Origin of the sequence: Turicibacter sp. KK003 (genome assembly GCF_037014675.1) — a bacterium.
In the GTDB taxonomy this organism is placed as follows: Bacteria; Bacillota_I; Bacilli_A; order MOL361; family Turicibacteraceae; genus Turicibacter; species Turicibacter faecis.
In genome coordinates this window covers 1374482-1388804 of the sequence record NZ_CP142738.1, presented here as the reverse complement: position 1 = coordinate 1388804, position 14323 = coordinate 1374482, and the positions used below count along the sequence as shown (strand labels likewise).

The window sequence follows — 14323 nt, the reverse complement described above, 5'->3', positions numbered from 1 at the left end:
AAGGGGGTTGAATGATGAATCAGATAAAGGCTTATTATGTGCTCAATATGAAAATGTTAATGAAAGATAAACTTTCGTTTATCTGGGTGCTCTTCCTACCTTCAATGACATTTGTGTGTCAATCACCGATGCAAGGAGGAGAACACCATCTTCGCTTTTACTGGGCGTATATTATTTTTTCGGCTTATGTCTTTGGCATCGGGCTTCATGCCTTAAATTTAAAGGAGCAGGGGTGTTTAAAAACTTATTTTTCGATTAAACCAACGAGACTCAGCTTTTTTATCGCTAATTTATTGACTCAAATGACGTTTTCATTTGTGACCCTTCTTATTTTTAATCTTTTAGCAGCCCAAGTCCTCCAAGTGAATGTCCTGCCTTTAATGGTATCATCTAGTATCCTCATCATTGCAGGTATACCGATTGCTTTTTTATTTTATGGATTGACGTTATTTAAACGGGTGCATTATCAATCATTAAATACATTGATGGTGATTGCGACCAGCCTTTGTTTATTGGGACAATCAGTTTCGGGTAGAATGGGTATCTTCAATCCTCTGAATTATTTGGCCATGATTGTCATGATGACAAAGGAGCATTTCGTTTTATACTTTTTGTTATCGGTGCTCTTTATTGCCATCGGCTGCTACAGTATTAAAAAATTTTCCGTGATGTCTAACGAAGTGAGGTAATGAAAATGAAACTTGGGCGCGTATCATATCCTCCCATTTTAAAGGAGGTCACTTTAACAATTCCACGAGGAATCACGTATTTATCGGGAAGTAATGGAGCCGGCAAATCCACGTTATTGGATTGCCTAAGTGGGGTTAATCCGGCGTATGAAGGGATCATTTTAGGGAATGAGTCAGTCGTTTATTTAAATCAACAGCTTTACTTTTCCCCACGATTACGGGCGCGTGATTTTCTCGATTTTATTTGTCAATTAGAAGGCATAAAGGCGTACGAACAATTATTTAATGCTTTTTTAAAAACGTATGATTGGGTTGAAACTTATGAATCAATCCAGAATAAACAAGTCGGTAAACTTTCTGGGGGAGAACGTCGATGCTTCTTTTTTATCGTCATTTGTTTTTTAGAACGTGAGTGGTATCTTTTTGATGAACCGTTTGCGGGCGTGGATGAAGCGGGAAAGAAAGTCATGACAAACATGATGAAGGCGCTCCTTCGTCAGGGGAAAAACATTCTTTTGACGAGTCATGAAAAGGAACCTCTTCGTGATTTTGAAGCATTAAACGTGATAGAACTCACCGAAGGGACGTTAATTTTAAAGTCAGCACACAAAAACCACACGGATTAGCGTGTGGTTTTTGTGATTAGTTGGCCCTTGGCGTCAAAGTTTTTTCTTAACGCATGTTCGGTTAGAAAAATTGGAATAAAGAGGACGATGAGTTGAGGAATGTAAAGGAAATCACCGCCGATAGCGAAAGGGATGTCTTTTGCGCCTATGAGGATCAACTCCATTAAAAGGGTGAATACGAGTAAATAGAGGCCCCATTTTTTAAAAAGACGCCCACTGAAATGGTGGGGCATTCCCTAGTAAAGGAGGATGGTGCGCTTAGCGCACTGCCCCAGGGGACCCACTCCCAAGTGTCCTTATTTTTCATCGAACGTGTCGTGCGATATCCCCAGACCGGATTGATGGTTTTGGGGGCGTGTTGAGAAAAGAGGAAACCTATTATTAGCATAGTAAGTGGGATAAAGAGTTGAAATGAAAAAAGGAGTATTTTCATTGGATTCACGTCCTTTGTAAGTTTGAGTTCATCATAACATATGAGATAGTGGAGAGCAAGGGAATTTATTCCTAACGCGTGTGCTGTGTAACAGGTGGTGAGAATTTGATGAAAAGAGGCGGTCTTTTTCCTTTTTTTGTGCCCAAATGTACACGGAGAGCATATAATAAAGTGTCAATCCATCGTCGAGTGAAACGTGTTAAATAGTTAGTCAGCCCCGACAGGAAAGGGAAGGGATGGGGTTTTGGTGAATATTAATCGAGTGGAGGTTTTAATCTTAAATCATAAGGAGCAGGCGGTTAAAAAGTTTGGGCGTAATAGTCAGGCAATTCGTTACTATCAGGAAGGAACGAGCAGCGATTTAATCAATGATTTATATCAACATTGGTTTGGAATTAATGAGGCGTGTATCGTGGCGCATCATTTGGCAACGATTAGTGACGAGCAAGATGATGTCAATTACATGGTGGCGGTCAATCATTTTAATGCATCGACCTCTTACGAATTGAAAAAAGTAAAGGGAAAACGACTTCGCTACGTCTTTGTCTTTTTTGATCAAGAAGAGCAAGAGGCCCGTGCCTACGCTTATCAACTGCTTAAGCCAATGCTCCTTGGTAACAAAACGCAACCGGTATCAGTGGATATCGATTATCATAATGTCACTTTTTATTAAGAAAGATTAAAAGGGGAAGAAAGCTCTTCCTCTTTTTTTATGCGAGATTTTTTGTGATAGAATCGTCTCTTGTTTGGAAATAGCAATCAGAAAAAACGCCGGCAGGTAGCTCGGTTAAAAAGTTAACGAGCCAAAAGGTCCCACCGAATAAGTTAATATGTAAAAACGAAAATCCAAGCTGTTGTAAATAAAGATAGAAAATAGCACCAAAAATAGCGAGCGAACTCGTGTAAGAAATATTAATCATAAAATACGCGTGTTTAATTTTTTTGATGGATGTTTCCATGGCAGGTTCCCCCTTTTTATTGCAACGCTCCGCATCTATTAAAGGGAGGAGATTCCCGTTCAACCGATGAGGCGTTTTCTTTTTTCTATTATTACAGATTTTTAGGGGGGGACAAGAATTGTTTGGTAATTATAACCATTTTGTTACTTTTGAGAGCAAGGATTGGACCTTTAAGTTTTCTTTAAGGTTCGTCGGTATAATGAAAGAGGAAGGCGGCTTTTCAAATCCATACACGCCGGTTAGGAAAGGCCCAATGAGTCATATCGCAAATGAGATGGGAGGTCTATCAATGGCAAAACTAATGACGTTTAGACGGTATGAGAAAAAGTTTATGTTAACCCGGGCGCAATATGAGGCGCTGATTCCACGATTGTTAGTTTATATGGAATTGGATCATCATTGTAAGAATCATCGGCCCTATTCCATTTATAACGTCTATTATGATACGGTGAATTTTGATGTGATTCGCCATTCGATTTCGAAGCCTTATTATAAGGAAAAGTTGCGTTTACGGAGTTATCGTATCCCGGGGAGTGAGGAGGAAGAGGTTTTTTTAGAGTTGAAGAAAAAAATTAAGGGCATCGTGAGTAAACGCCGAATGGCGCTCTCGTTAGCAGAGGCCAAGGCGTTTGTAAAGTGTGGGATTTTACCGACAGTTAAAGATGAGAAATCGAGTCAAGTGATGGCAGAAATCGCCTACTATTTAAAACATCATCGCGTGCGAGAAGCGGTTTATGTTGGGTATCAGCGATATGCCTATTTTGCAAAAGATAATCCCGATTTTCGTCTGACGTTCGATTTTAATATTTTGACTCGACGTGAGGTGTTAAAACTAGAAGCGGGTTATTTTGGGACAGAATTGCTAGGCCCCTCTGAGTATTTAATGGAGGTTAAGATTTTAGGGGCAATCCCTAGTTGGTTTACGTCGCTGTTATCGGAGCTTCGTATTTATCCGACACATTTTTCAAAATACGGTCAGGAGTATTTAAATCATTGTCAGTTTAGTGAAAAAAGGAGAGAACAGTTATGTTAGAAACGATTATTCAAACGGTTGATGGGACATCATTGACGTTAGTAAATACGTTAATCATTATTGGAACGTCATTTCTTTTAGGGGCGCTCATTAGTGTGGTGTATATGAAAACGATGAAAAAGACGGGGTATAGCCCAAGTTTTGCTGTTACGTTGATCATGTTACCGATGATTATTTCGGTGATTATTTTGCTCGTTGGTAATAATGTCGCTCGTGCGTTTAGTTTAGCGGGGGCCTTTTCGCTCATTCGCTTTCGCAGTGCCCCAGGGGAGCCTAAAGATATTGCTTACGTCTTTTTTACATTGGCTGTTGGACTTTGTACAGGGATGGGCTATCTCGGATATGCTGTTATTTTTACGGCAATCATGTGTGTCGTGATGTGGGGAGTTGAGGTAACAAATTTTGCGCGAATGAAAACGAAGACGATGAAATTAAAAATTGTCGTTCCAGAAGATTTGAATTATGAGGGAACGTTTGATGAAATTTTAGAGGATTATGCGTTAACTTATCACTTAGATCAAGTGCGGACACGGGATTTTGGGGCGCTTTTTGAGTTAACTTATACGCTAAGTCTCGATGAATCGACGTCTCAGAAACAGTTGATAGATGAGATTCGATGCCGAAACGGCAATTTAAATGTGACGTTAATTCAATCTGAGTTAATGGTTTAAAGTGAAAATAAAGGAGCCTTTGTTATGAAAAACAAGCGAATTTACCGAGGTATGTTTTTAAGTCTAGCTTTAATCGCTGGATGTGAGGGGGTAAAGGATTCCCCTTCTTCGGCGGACGGAATAAAAGATTCCCTGTCATCGACGTTAACAGAAGGGACTGCCATCCAATTAGGAGAAACGATTACCATTGATGGGGAGGGGGCGACGGCGTCGGACCAAACCGTAAGGATTACACAGGCGGGAACGTACTTAATTAGTGGAACGCTTGAGGATGGTCAGATTCAAGTAGAAGTTGGCAATCAAGAAGAAGTGAATTTGGTTTTGAATGAGACTCAGATTTCTTCCACCACTGGTGCGCCTATTTTAATCACGCAGTCTGCAAAGACAACGATCACGCTAATGGAGGGAACACAAAATGTTATTTCCCATCAAATGGTCATGAATGATGGGGAGGAAGTGAGTAAGGAAGAAAAGGCGGCTATTTTTAGTCAGGATGATTTAATGATAACGGGGACGGGTTCTTTAACGGTGGATGCAAAGACGTATAATGGCATTGTGAGTCAGGATGATTTGGTGATTGAGGGTGGAAACTTTGTCATCGAGTCGGCTAATCACGGGCTAAAGGGGAAAGATTCAGTTGTCATTGAAGAGGGGACGTTTAAGATGACGACGAAGGGAGATGCCATTCAATCGGATCAAGGGGCAGATGAAGAGAAGGGATTTATTACGATTCGTGGGGGAGATTTTGATTTAGTGGCAGAGCAAGATGGAATTCAGGCTCAAACGAAGTTAGTCATCGAGGGTGGAACGTTTAAGATTGAAACGGGTGGTGGATATGAAGCAGGCGCGGTAAAGGAAACGACGTCGCAACCTCCTTTTAATCGTGGAGCCTCGGCGACGGCCGAGACGGCTACTACTCCTAGCGCTAAAGGTTTGAAAGCGGGCCAGGAGTTAGTGATTGAAGGCGGAAGTTTGACGATTAATTCAGCGGATGATGCGTTGCACACGAATGGCTCATTATGGATGAATGGGGGAGAGGTGACACTTTCAACGGGGGATGATGGGTTGCATGCAGATGAGACGGTTGAAGTGAATGGTGGAACGGTTGATATTTTAACGTCTTATGAAGGTTTAGAAGGTCAAGTCGTCCGAGTCAATGATGGGGTGATTCGATTAGTCGCCACCGATGATGGGATAAATGCTGCGGGTGGAATGGATGGCTCTGGATTTATGTCTTTTTTTAATCCAACGACAACCGCACAACAAGAGAGCGAGTCGGGATGGATTGAACTTAATGGTGGATGGCTTTACGTCAACGCCTCGGGAGATGGTTTAGATGCAAATGGCTCAATCATCATGACGGGCGGTGTGGTCATTGTTGAAGGGCCGACGAGTGGACATGATGGCATTCTTGATTTTGATGAGACATTCGATCTTCAAGGGGGACAGTTGATAGCCTCAGGAGGTGTCGGAATGCTGCAAACTCCGAGCGAGACTTCAACGCAACCGACGTTGGTGATTCAAGATTCATTTGAAAGTGGCGAGTTGATTCACATTCAGTCCGAAGAGGGGGCAGAAATCGTGACTTTTTCTCCGTCGAAAGCGTCACAGGTCCTGATCATCAGTTCACCCGATCTTAAGATGGAATCGACCTATTGTGTGCTAAGTGGGGGAGCGTATTCGGTAGAGGCGACAGATGGAGTGTATCAAGAAGGAACCTACACCGAAGGAGAGGAACGATTCCAAGTCGTCCTTTCAGATTTGATTACGAGTAACGGGACTTTAACTGGTGATGGGATGCGCGGCCCTGGAATGAAAGAAGGACCTGGGATGAGAGGGACCAAAGACATGAGGGAAGCACCGGAAATGAAGGATCATCCAAAAATGGAAATGAATTCGGACTTAAAAACCCCTACGTTAAATTCTTTTTAAACGAAATGAATAAAGGCAGTCCGATGAATGCGGACTGCCTTTGTGGTAAGAAGGAGAGTTAGAGAGGTGAGGAGGTTAAGGAGAAGATTTCAAATGTTATCAATGTGCAACGTGAATAGTCATTTACTTTGTGCCTACTTATCCCCATCTTGACATCGTAAGAATAATAGAGTTACAGTTATAAAATCTGTTGTAGCAAGTTCAAAGTTGCCATTAGAAGACTGGTTAGAATATGCCAAATGCATGGTTTTATGCTTTAGTATCCGTCGTTCATTTATTTAAATTTTGGGACGTAAAGACCTCTTTTTACATACGCCATCGAATTTTAGATACCATTCGTTCTTATATTGGGATGTGACATTCAGAGGAAATCGTGGAGATAGATGAAATAAGCGCCTTTTGGCTAATGATGAGTTTGAATATCATCGGTATGATTATAAGTATTACTGGTGTAAGTAGTTTAATATTGATTGGATACTTATGGTAGTTTATAATAAAAACATAAAGTACTGAATAATCGTATTAAATAACGGATATAGAAGGAGGTGGGGGTGTATGAAAGGGCAGATTAATAAAATTTGCAATCATCCTATTGTCATTTTATCAACAGTAGTGGTTTCAGTGTTTATTGGAGGTGTTCTTGGTGTTTTTGCTTATTATGGACAATGGTTGGGGTAGATAATATAACCTAATTACGCTATTAATTTATTAGGAGTAAACATAAAGGTGGACAAATTAATTTGTCCACTTTTATATGTTCTCTTATCAAAACTATCTTGAACGACTCGGTACTCAAGTACCGCGATTCCTAGTCAATACCCTAGATAAGACAGGATTCCCCTAGGGTACCAAGATGATTCCCACCGCTGATTAGTGGAAATAGGTAAACGAGCCTGTCGCTTAAAGACCTAATTTTACATATAAAAAAGGGGAGAAATGGAGTCATCTCATGGATGATCAATTTTTCCCGATGATAGGTTTTGCGGTTCGCTTTTCTTCTCAGTTAACCAAGAGTCGTTATCTTGTGTCTAGGAAGGTTTGATAGGTAGGGTGACAACAAAGGTTGTTTTTCCAGATGAAGTACTGGTTGCGAAAATATTTCCGTGGTGTGCCGTGATAATGGATTTAGCAATGGCGAGTCCAAGTCCATGACCGCCTGTTTCTCGTGTGCGCGACGCATCGGCACGATAGAAACGATCAAAGATTTTAGGAAGATCTTCAGTTGCAATGACTGTTCCTGTGTTTTGGACGGTCAGTTCATAAACAGAAGGACGTCGTTTGAGAGAGATGTGAATGGTGCTACCATCTAAGGCGTGTTTAATGGCATTATCGAGTAAAATAACGACGACTTGTTGGATTCGTGTCACATCGCCATATGCGATCAGTTCAGGTTCGATGTCAAGCGCTAATTGTTTATGGGATTCAAAGGCTACTGACTCCAGTGGAAGAATCGCGGTCATGAGAGCGTCGCTGAGTGAGAATGGGGTAAGCGTCATCTCCATTTCCTGGCTATCACTTTTCGCTAAAAAAAGGAGATCATTTACGAGCTTTTCCATCCGATTGGATTCTGTCTGAAGGTAATTGATCCATTTTTCTGAGGCCTCGATGGTCTGTTTAGGGTGAGTGGTTAGCACTTCGAGTGTTGTTTTAATGACAGCAATTGGTGTTTTTAATTCATGGGAAGCATCCGCCATAAATTGTTGTTGTAATTCATAAGACTTGGCAATGGGGCGAATGGCCCAGTTGGCTAAAAAGTAGCTAATGATGGTTAGGACAATGAGTGAGAGACCACCAATGGCCAGAAGAATCATCGTCAGTTGTGTCAACGTTGCCAATTCGGCGGAACGGTCTAAGAAGACAAGTAGCTTTTCACCGTCCGGTCGTGGTTGGATAAGATAACGCAATTTAAACCCCTCAAAGGAAAAGGTTCCAGTTTCCTTATCTTTGGCTAGCACCCTTTCAACAAGTTCCTGCGGAGATTCGATGGACGTATCGGGTGGCAAATGGGAAATAGAGGCGACGATTTGTCCCTCTTCATTGATTTTAAAAATGAAGCTTGATTGAAGCAGTAATGGATTAAAAGGAGATTTTTTCAAGGGTCCCCATTTTTTCGGCTCATTCATCAAAGGAGGTGGAAGATTTCCATCGTTTCTTGCCAACTCTTCCATGATTTTTAGCGCTTGCCTCGTTTCAGCTTTAGACATCAAACCGTAGGTACTGATGAAAATAGATAAAAATACGGTCAGTAAAATGGAGAGATGGATGAGAAGAAAACGTCGTTTTAAATGTGGAATCACTCCTCCCCTCCTCCTAACGTGTAGCCGACGCCACGGACAGCCTTAATCATAAGAGGAGACTTTATGAATTGAAGCTTTTTCCTTAGAAAGGATATATACACCTCAACATTATTATAATCGACATCAGCATCATATCCCCAAACCTTTTCGATGAGCATCTCTTTCGTGACAATTTGCCGTTTATGATGCAATAAACAACTCATCAAGTTGAACTCTTTTAGCCCAAGTTGAATCTTTTTCTCCCCATGGCAAAGTTCGTGGGTTGAAAGATGAAGAGACGTTTCTTTGAACCGAAGGCAATCTTCCGTTAAGACGTTGCCTTGCCGACGTAGTAGGGCCCGAATTCGGGCAAGCAATTCTTCAGTTGAAAACGGCTTGGTTAAATAATCATCAGCGCCTAAATCAAGACCATGGACTTTATCTGAAACTTGATCTTTGGCAGTTAAAAGTAAGACAGGGGTCGTTACATCGTACTGACGAATCATGTTCAATACGTCAAATCCATTTCTTTTAGGGAGCATCACATCTAGGATGATGACATCATAAATCCCACGGAGTCCATATTCAAGTCCGGCTTCGCCATCGTAGCAACAGTCGACGATATACTTTTTCGCTTTTAACAGATGGGCAATGGCATCCGATAAATGACGTTCATCTTCAACTAATAAAAGTCGCATTTTAATCACCTCACTTTCATTTTATCACACATTTCTTAAAGGATTCTGAAAAAAGAGGGGCGGTAGCCGTTATTCCTGTCGCCATCAGACTGTTAATTTTTTTTGTGCAAATCATGAAACAGATGGTATGAATCAAAAAAATCGACAATATAATGAAATGAATATAGGTTTTATCGATGGGAAAATGGGGTGGAAGAGATGATGAATTTTTTAAATAATATGAATTTGTTACCTAAAAATTTTATCGTTGCAAATATTGTTGAAATTTTGAAAGAAGACCCGGATAACGGGGTTGATAAGTTGTATGAAATGTCGGGAACGTTTATCACCGATCCGCAGATTAAGGGTGTGATTGACCAAATTAAAATGTATTATGATACGCATCCTGCGATTAAACGATACGTCAAAAATATGATGTATAATACGAATAAAACGTGTTTGAATCATTTTTTGCAAAATGTTGCGGTGAAGGAGTTGTGGGAGGGAATTTCAACACGTGAGGAGATGTCTAAAAAGTATTCGGTCGCGATTCCTAATGCGTTAGTGTTAGACCTTGGGATGACGTGTCCGCTGTCGGGGCGTGGTTGTACCTGTCGACCTCAACCGGGAAATGTGATGCCTGTCTCTGAGGTTCATCGTTTAGTAGGGGAGGCACGGGACTTAGGTGTTCATATCGTGGTGTTAACAGGAGGGGACCCATTTTTAGAGGAACGATTATTTAGTGTGTATGAAGCTTATGATGATGTCGAGTTTATCGTCTTAACAACAGGACTTGCCGTGACTTCAGTTGTTGCACAACGCATCGCAAAACTTGGAAATGTGTTACCGCTCGTTATTTTAGAGGGGACCCAAGCCTTGGATTCAACGACACAACAAACGGTTTTACGTTCCCTTGATATCATGAAAACAAACGGCATTTTATTCGGTATTTTAACGCCAGTGACACCCAAAAATGTCGCGCAGGTGACAACAGATGAATTTATTTTACCGCTCATTCGTAAAGGTTCGCGTTTGAATGGTTATGTCATTTCATTACGGCAAACGGAGGCGCCATGGAGTCATGAGGCGCTCAAAGACTTAGAGGAGCATATTTCCTTTATTCGTCAAACCCGCCCATACGTCACCGTTTTACTTGAAACGGATCAGATGACTAAACGTTGCGCAGTTGGTTCATTGGCCTTTCACTATGGTTTTGATGGACAAGATCAAGTCCTTGTTTTTCCACGAGTAACAACGACACAAACTGTGAATCAGCCATTAATTCAGGTGCTTCGCTTGATGCGTTAAAAGACCTAAATGGAGTTCTAGAAATAAGGAGCTTTGTTTGATATAATCACCTCCAGAGAGAAAGAGGTGATTTTTTTATGGCACAATGGTTGATTTTTGCTTTATTAGCCGCAGTGAGTGCAAGTTTCGTGACGATTTTTACAAAAATCGGGATTCATCATTTAACGCCGGGGTTAGCAACGAGTGTGCGTGCAGTTATTATGGCTATATTTTTAGTGGCCGTTTCGTTCAGTCGGGGCGACTTTCACCAGTTAAAAGAGCTTGTGATGTACAAGCGGGATGTTGCATTTTTAATAGGGGCTGGAATTTGTGGGGCACTTTCATGGTTATTTTTAAACATCGCATTGAAAACGGGAAAAACATGGCAGGTCGCGCCTATCGATAAATTATCAGTTGTGATTACCGTTGTTGTTTCGTTGCTGATCTTCCAAGAAGAAATAACCATGAAGGGAATCATCGGCGTTGTTTTAATTGCAATTGGGACCGTATTTGTAGCGCTAGCTTAACAGGTGAGACGGCATTAGCTTATTCGTTTGGTATGTTAAAAGCCCTTCATTTTCGTTTGAAAATGAAGGGCTTTTAACATAAAATGATGACCTGAAGCCCATTCTATCCCATGATTAAATTTTTAAAAGCTTCACAAGAATATATTAATATTTAAGAACTGTCTATTAACTTTTCTTCACCTTTTAAATCAAAAACATTTTCTAAATCAACACTCGTCATAGTATGAAGATAAACATCTTCTTCACTACTTTGATTAAATGCTAATTCATAAGCTTCCTTCAACGAAAGAGAAGTATTATTTTTTGAAAGATTTAAATTAAAATAATAACCTATACAAACTATAAAAAAAACAAAAAATAAAGGGTATTATTATTTTCCTATTATAAAATCTCATAAATCTCCCACCCAAAAAGTACAAAGAATTACCTTGGAGATAAATGGTTTCTCCAAGGTAATTCTTTATTACTATCAATATAAATATATGTACCAAAAGAGATTATTGGATTTTGCCGATTACTTCCTACCCAATGGACTGATGCATATCCAACTTCCGGAACTTTACCAGAAGCAGTACGATTGGTTCCACTATAAGCATTAACATCTTGATTATAACGAACTGCTACTTTAATATTTATATCATTTTCTGAGAAAAACAACCAACATAACCACTAACCTCAATGTTAATAACAATCTGCTTTTTATAATAACAACTCCCATAGTTTTTATATTAAAGCGTATAATATAAATATCCATTCTAAATGAACACTATCTTAAAATCATCAAACAGTGAGGAAAAAAATGAAAAAAACAAAAAACATCCTGTCTTTATTATTAATTTCAATTTCTTTATTTTTAAATTATAACTCAACTAAAATTTTAGCTGAAAATAAAAATTTATTTTTTAGTCATCTCTCAAATGAAGAAAAACTTTCACAATACAATCGAATACTAGATTTACTATTATTTGATTCTATACAAAAATCAATAAATGAAATTTATGGTGAAAATCAACGAGAATATTGGAATTTTGAAATTATAGAAATTGAACGAGGTTATTATCCATCACCATTTAATTATCGTTTAACAGTGAAATTTCAAACCTTTGCTGGGGCGCATAGTGAACCATACGACGATAATATAGCAGTATACGATATTATTAATTTTTCCCCATTAAAAATAAAAGAAATTAAATTCGAACATCATCCAACAGAAAATTAAAAATGTGTATACAACATAATAATATTGCATAATTTAAATAATAAAAAAAGGTAGAAATATTTCTACTTTTTTTTATTTTTCTTTCAAAACCCTACATAATTCATATAACCAACATTCCGAGCATATGTTTCAAGCGTCATTTCACTCTCTAATTCTTCATCCTTTTCAGAATCAATATGAATTAAATCATCATTTTGTGTATCATCTAAATTTAATTTTTTATGCCACTCTTTTATGAATGCTAAAATAAATGTGTTTCTTCCGCCTATAAGATATCTTTTCATTATATCAGGTAAAGCGTTTTATCACCCAAAGTCAGGAAGAACCAACTCCTATTGATTACATATATAGATTTTATTCACCCACACGATTTGACAAAGAGCCGTTTTAAAAAGAAGGTCACCCAATCAGGGGACCTTCTTTAGATCATTCAATTAAACTTGAAGGGTTAGTTCCATTCATCAACGTTTGTTAGGCCTTCAATGTCTGAAGCTTTAAACGTTGGGTTTTGAATTCCTTGTTTACGTTGCATCGTGTAATTTTGTAGCGCTCTAAAGGCAAATTTACCAAGTAATAAGATAGCAATTAAGTTGACAATCGCCATAAATGACATAAATAAATCAGCTAAATCCCATACGATGGCAACCTTTGTAAGAGATCCGAAAATAATCATTGCAACAACAACAACGCGGTAGGCGATTAACCACCCTTTTTTCGTGCTCATAAATTCGATATTCGATTCTCCATAATAATAGTTTCCAATAATAGAACTAAAAGCAAAAAGTAAAATACAAAGGGCAATAAAGTAGTTTCCAATTACTCCGATTTGTGAAGTTAATGCAGCTTGTGTCAGTTGGATTCCTGTTAAATTAGGATCAGCGTGTGTTCCAGATAATAAAATAACAAAAGCTGTACAACTACAAATTAAAATTGTATCTGTAAAAACACCAAGTGTTTGGATTAATCCTTGTTGAACTGGGTGGCTAACTTCAGCAGTTGCGGCTGCATTTGGCGCTGATCCCATTCCGGCTTCATTTGAGAATAATCCACGTTTAACCCCTTGAATAAACATCACACCAAAGGCACCTGAGGCGAATGATGTAAAATCAAAGGCTTCTGAAATAATCAGACCAATTAATGTTGGAATCTTTGTGATGTTTAAAACGATGACTAATAAGGCCACAAGAACGTAAGCGACAGCTAATACAGGAACGATAATTTCTGAAACTTTCGCAATTCGTTGAACACCACCAAAAATAACACCCGCGGTAATAATCGCAAGTAAAATTCCCATGAATAATTTGTCCATTCCAAACGCCGTTTGGAATGCTTCTGTAATGGTATTGGCCTGAACGGCATTAAAGACAAATCCAAAGGTAATCGTAATTAAAATAGAGAAGAGTAATCCAAGCCAACGCTTGTTTAATCCTTTTTCAATATAATAAGCGGGACCTCCACGGTAAGCACCAGAAGCATCTTTTACTTTATAAATCTGTGCGAGCGTACTTTCGACGAAGCTTGAAGCACCACCAATAAGGGCGATAATCCACATCCAAAACACAGATCCTGCTCCACCAACGGCAATCGCTAAGGCAACCCCTGCAATATTTCCTGTTCCAACACGTGAGGCAGTACTAATACAAAACGCCTGGAAAGATGAAACTTTTCCATCTTTTGATGATTGTAAGGCACCATCTCCGAGTAATTTAATCATGTCTTTAAACATTCTAAATTGTACGAATTTCAACTTAAAAGTGAAATAAAATCCTGCGATGAGCAGTAATACGATGAGTAAGTACGTACCAATATACGTATTTCCAAAACTAATAATTGCATTAAGGAAGGTTAAGATCTTTTCCCCGATAACTTGTAACATTTCCATAATGTCCTCCTTTTGATGTTATATTATTGTCATATTCTGACACTCCCGCCAATAAGTATATCGTAAAATTGATGAAAATGGAAGAAGAAAGAAACAAAATGAAAAAAATGCC

At 39.1% G+C, this 14323-nt stretch carries 15 protein-coding genes; 10 read left to right on the top strand and 5 right to left on the bottom strand.

Annotated features, from left to right (window positions below):
* Nucleotides 1–14: 14 nt before the first annotated feature.
* The 3 genes from VXM77_RS06840 to VXM77_RS06830 all read left to right on the top strand — a co-directional run bounded on the left by VXM77_RS06840 (nucleotide 15) and on the right by VXM77_RS06830 (nucleotide 2421).
* Nucleotides 15–689 carry a hypothetical protein gene (locus VXM77_RS06840; RefSeq protein ID WP_338505785.1) on the top strand — a complete coding sequence of 225 codons (675 nt, stop codon included), beginning with the start codon at nucleotides 15–17 and terminating at the stop codon, nucleotides 687–689.
* 5 nt (nucleotides 690–694) lie between these two features.
* Nucleotides 695–1315, top strand: coding sequence for an ATP-binding cassette domain-containing protein (locus VXM77_RS06835; protein ID WP_338505784.1), 621 nt, complete (start codon nucleotides 695–697; stop codon nucleotides 1313–1315).
* Nucleotides 1316–1995: 680 nt separating this feature from the next.
* A complete protein-coding gene (locus VXM77_RS06830; RefSeq protein ID WP_161832547.1) occupies nucleotides 1996–2421 on the top strand; it encodes a hypothetical protein in 426 nt (141 codons plus the stop codon).
* 37 nt (nucleotides 2422–2458) lie between these two features.
* On the opposite strand, the gene VXM77_RS06825 is transcribed toward VXM77_RS06830, so the two are convergent.
* Nucleotides 2459–2707, bottom strand: coding sequence for a hypothetical protein (locus tag VXM77_RS06825; RefSeq protein WP_338505782.1), 249 nt, complete (start codon nucleotides 2705–2707; stop codon nucleotides 2459–2461).
* A gap of 289 nt (nucleotides 2708–2996) precedes the next feature.
* Here VXM77_RS06825 and VXM77_RS06820 point away from each other — a divergent pair, with 289 nt between their 5' ends.
* The 4 genes from VXM77_RS06820 to VXM77_RS06805 all read left to right on the top strand — a co-directional run bounded on the left by VXM77_RS06820 (nucleotide 2997) and on the right by VXM77_RS06805 (nucleotide 7021).
* A complete protein-coding gene (locus VXM77_RS06820; protein ID WP_161832549.1) occupies nucleotides 2997–3740 on the top strand; it encodes a polyphosphate polymerase domain-containing protein in 744 nt (247 codons plus the stop codon).
* Nucleotides 3734–4411, top strand: a complete 678-nt coding sequence (locus VXM77_RS06815; RefSeq protein WP_161832550.1) for a DUF4956 domain-containing protein — start codon at nucleotides 3734–3736, stop codon at nucleotides 4409–4411. Before VXM77_RS06820 ends, VXM77_RS06815 begins: the two co-directional genes overlap by 7 nt.
* A 24-nt stretch (nucleotides 4412–4435) precedes the next feature.
* Nucleotides 4436–6343 (top strand): carbohydrate-binding domain-containing protein, encoded by a 1908-nt coding sequence (locus tag VXM77_RS06810; RefSeq protein WP_338505781.1) that lies wholly within the window; start codon nucleotides 4436–4438, stop codon nucleotides 6341–6343.
* A gap of 555 nt (nucleotides 6344–6898) precedes the next feature.
* A complete protein-coding gene (locus VXM77_RS06805) occupies nucleotides 6899–7021 on the top strand; it encodes a hypothetical protein (RefSeq protein WP_255421493.1) in 123 nt (40 codons plus the stop codon).
* Nucleotides 7022–7371: 350 nt separating this feature from the next.
* Here the strand turns inward: VXM77_RS06805 and VXM77_RS06800 are convergent, their stop codons facing one another.
* Nucleotides 7372–8640 carry a HAMP domain-containing sensor histidine kinase gene (locus tag VXM77_RS06800; protein ID WP_338505779.1) on the bottom strand — a complete coding sequence of 423 codons (1269 nt, stop codon included), beginning with the start codon at nucleotides 8638–8640 and terminating at the stop codon, nucleotides 7372–7374.
* Nucleotides 8637–9317: a response regulator transcription factor gene (locus VXM77_RS06795; RefSeq protein ID WP_262953585.1), complete on the bottom strand. Its 681-nt coding sequence runs from the start codon at nucleotides 9315–9317 to the stop codon at nucleotides 8637–8639. The genes VXM77_RS06800 and VXM77_RS06795 overlap by 4 nt, the downstream gene beginning before the upstream one ends.
* A 201-nt stretch (nucleotides 9318–9518) precedes the next feature.
* On the opposite strand from VXM77_RS06795, the gene VXM77_RS06790 reads away from it, so the two are divergent.
* Nucleotides 9519–10604: a radical SAM protein gene (locus VXM77_RS06790; protein WP_161832554.1), complete on the top strand. Its 1086-nt coding sequence runs from the start codon at nucleotides 9519–9521 to the stop codon at nucleotides 10602–10604.
* 77 nt (nucleotides 10605–10681) lie between these two features.
* The gene (locus VXM77_RS06785) at nucleotides 10682–11110 is read left to right on the top strand and encodes an EamA family transporter (protein WP_161832555.1); all 429 of its coding nucleotides are present in this window, start codon (nucleotides 10682–10684) and stop codon (nucleotides 11108–11110) included.
* A gap of 423 nt (nucleotides 11111–11533) precedes the next feature.
* Here the strand turns inward: VXM77_RS06785 and VXM77_RS06780 are convergent, their stop codons facing one another.
* Complete coding sequence (locus tag VXM77_RS06780) at nucleotides 11534–11767, bottom strand: hypothetical protein (protein ID WP_161832556.1); 234 nt, start codon at nucleotides 11765–11767, stop codon at nucleotides 11534–11536.
* Between the two features lie 142 nt (nucleotides 11768–11909).
* On the opposite strand from VXM77_RS06780, the gene VXM77_RS06775 reads away from it, so the two are divergent.
* A complete protein-coding gene (locus VXM77_RS06775; RefSeq protein ID WP_161832557.1) occupies nucleotides 11910–12329 on the top strand; it encodes a DUF3888 domain-containing protein in 420 nt (139 codons plus the stop codon).
* A gap of 448 nt (nucleotides 12330–12777) precedes the next feature.
* On the opposite strand, the gene VXM77_RS06770 is transcribed toward VXM77_RS06775, so the two are convergent.
* Nucleotides 12778–14211: an alanine/glycine:cation symporter family protein gene (locus VXM77_RS06770; RefSeq protein ID WP_338505775.1), complete on the bottom strand. Its 1434-nt coding sequence runs from the start codon at nucleotides 14209–14211 to the stop codon at nucleotides 12778–12780.
* Between the last annotated feature and the right edge of the window lie 112 nt (nucleotides 14212–14323).

Excerpts from the sequence above, each read along its gene's own strand:
- VXM77_RS06840 (WP_338505785.1), top strand. The coding sequence starts at position 15 with ATGAATCAGATAAAGGCTTATTATGTGCTCAATATGAAAATGTTAATG.
- VXM77_RS06835 (WP_338505784.1), top strand. The coding sequence starts at position 695 with ATGAAACTTGGGCGCGTATCATATCCTCCCATTTTAAAGGAGGTCACT.
- VXM77_RS06825 (WP_338505782.1), bottom strand. The coding sequence starts at position 2,707 with ATGGAAACATCCATCAAAAAAATTAAACACGCGTATTTTATGATTAAT.
- VXM77_RS06820 (WP_161832549.1), top strand. The coding sequence starts at position 2,997 with ATGGCAAAACTAATGACGTTTAGACGGTATGAGAAAAAGTTTATGTTA.
- VXM77_RS06815 (WP_161832550.1), top strand. The coding sequence starts at position 3,734 with ATGTTAGAAACGATTATTCAAACGGTTGATGGGACATCATTGACGTTA.
- VXM77_RS06810 (WP_338505781.1), top strand. The coding sequence starts at position 4,436 with ATGAAAAACAAGCGAATTTACCGAGGTATGTTTTTAAGTCTAGCTTTA.
- VXM77_RS06805 (WP_255421493.1), top strand. The coding sequence starts at position 6,899 with ATGAAAGGGCAGATTAATAAAATTTGCAATCATCCTATTGTCATTTTA.
- VXM77_RS06795 (WP_262953585.1), bottom strand. The coding sequence starts at position 9,317 with ATGCGACTTTTATTAGTTGAAGATGAACGTCATTTATCGGATGCCATT.
- VXM77_RS06790 (WP_161832554.1), top strand. The coding sequence starts at position 9,519 with ATGAATTTTTTAAATAATATGAATTTGTTACCTAAAAATTTTATCGTT.
- VXM77_RS06785 (WP_161832555.1), top strand. The coding sequence starts at position 10,682 with ATGGCACAATGGTTGATTTTTGCTTTATTAGCCGCAGTGAGTGCAAGT.
- VXM77_RS06775 (WP_161832557.1), top strand. The coding sequence starts at position 11,910 with ATGAAAAAAACAAAAAACATCCTGTCTTTATTATTAATTTCAATTTCT.
- VXM77_RS06770 (WP_338505775.1), bottom strand. The coding sequence starts at position 14,211 with ATGGAAATGTTACAAGTTATCGGGGAAAAGATCTTAACCTTCCTTAAT.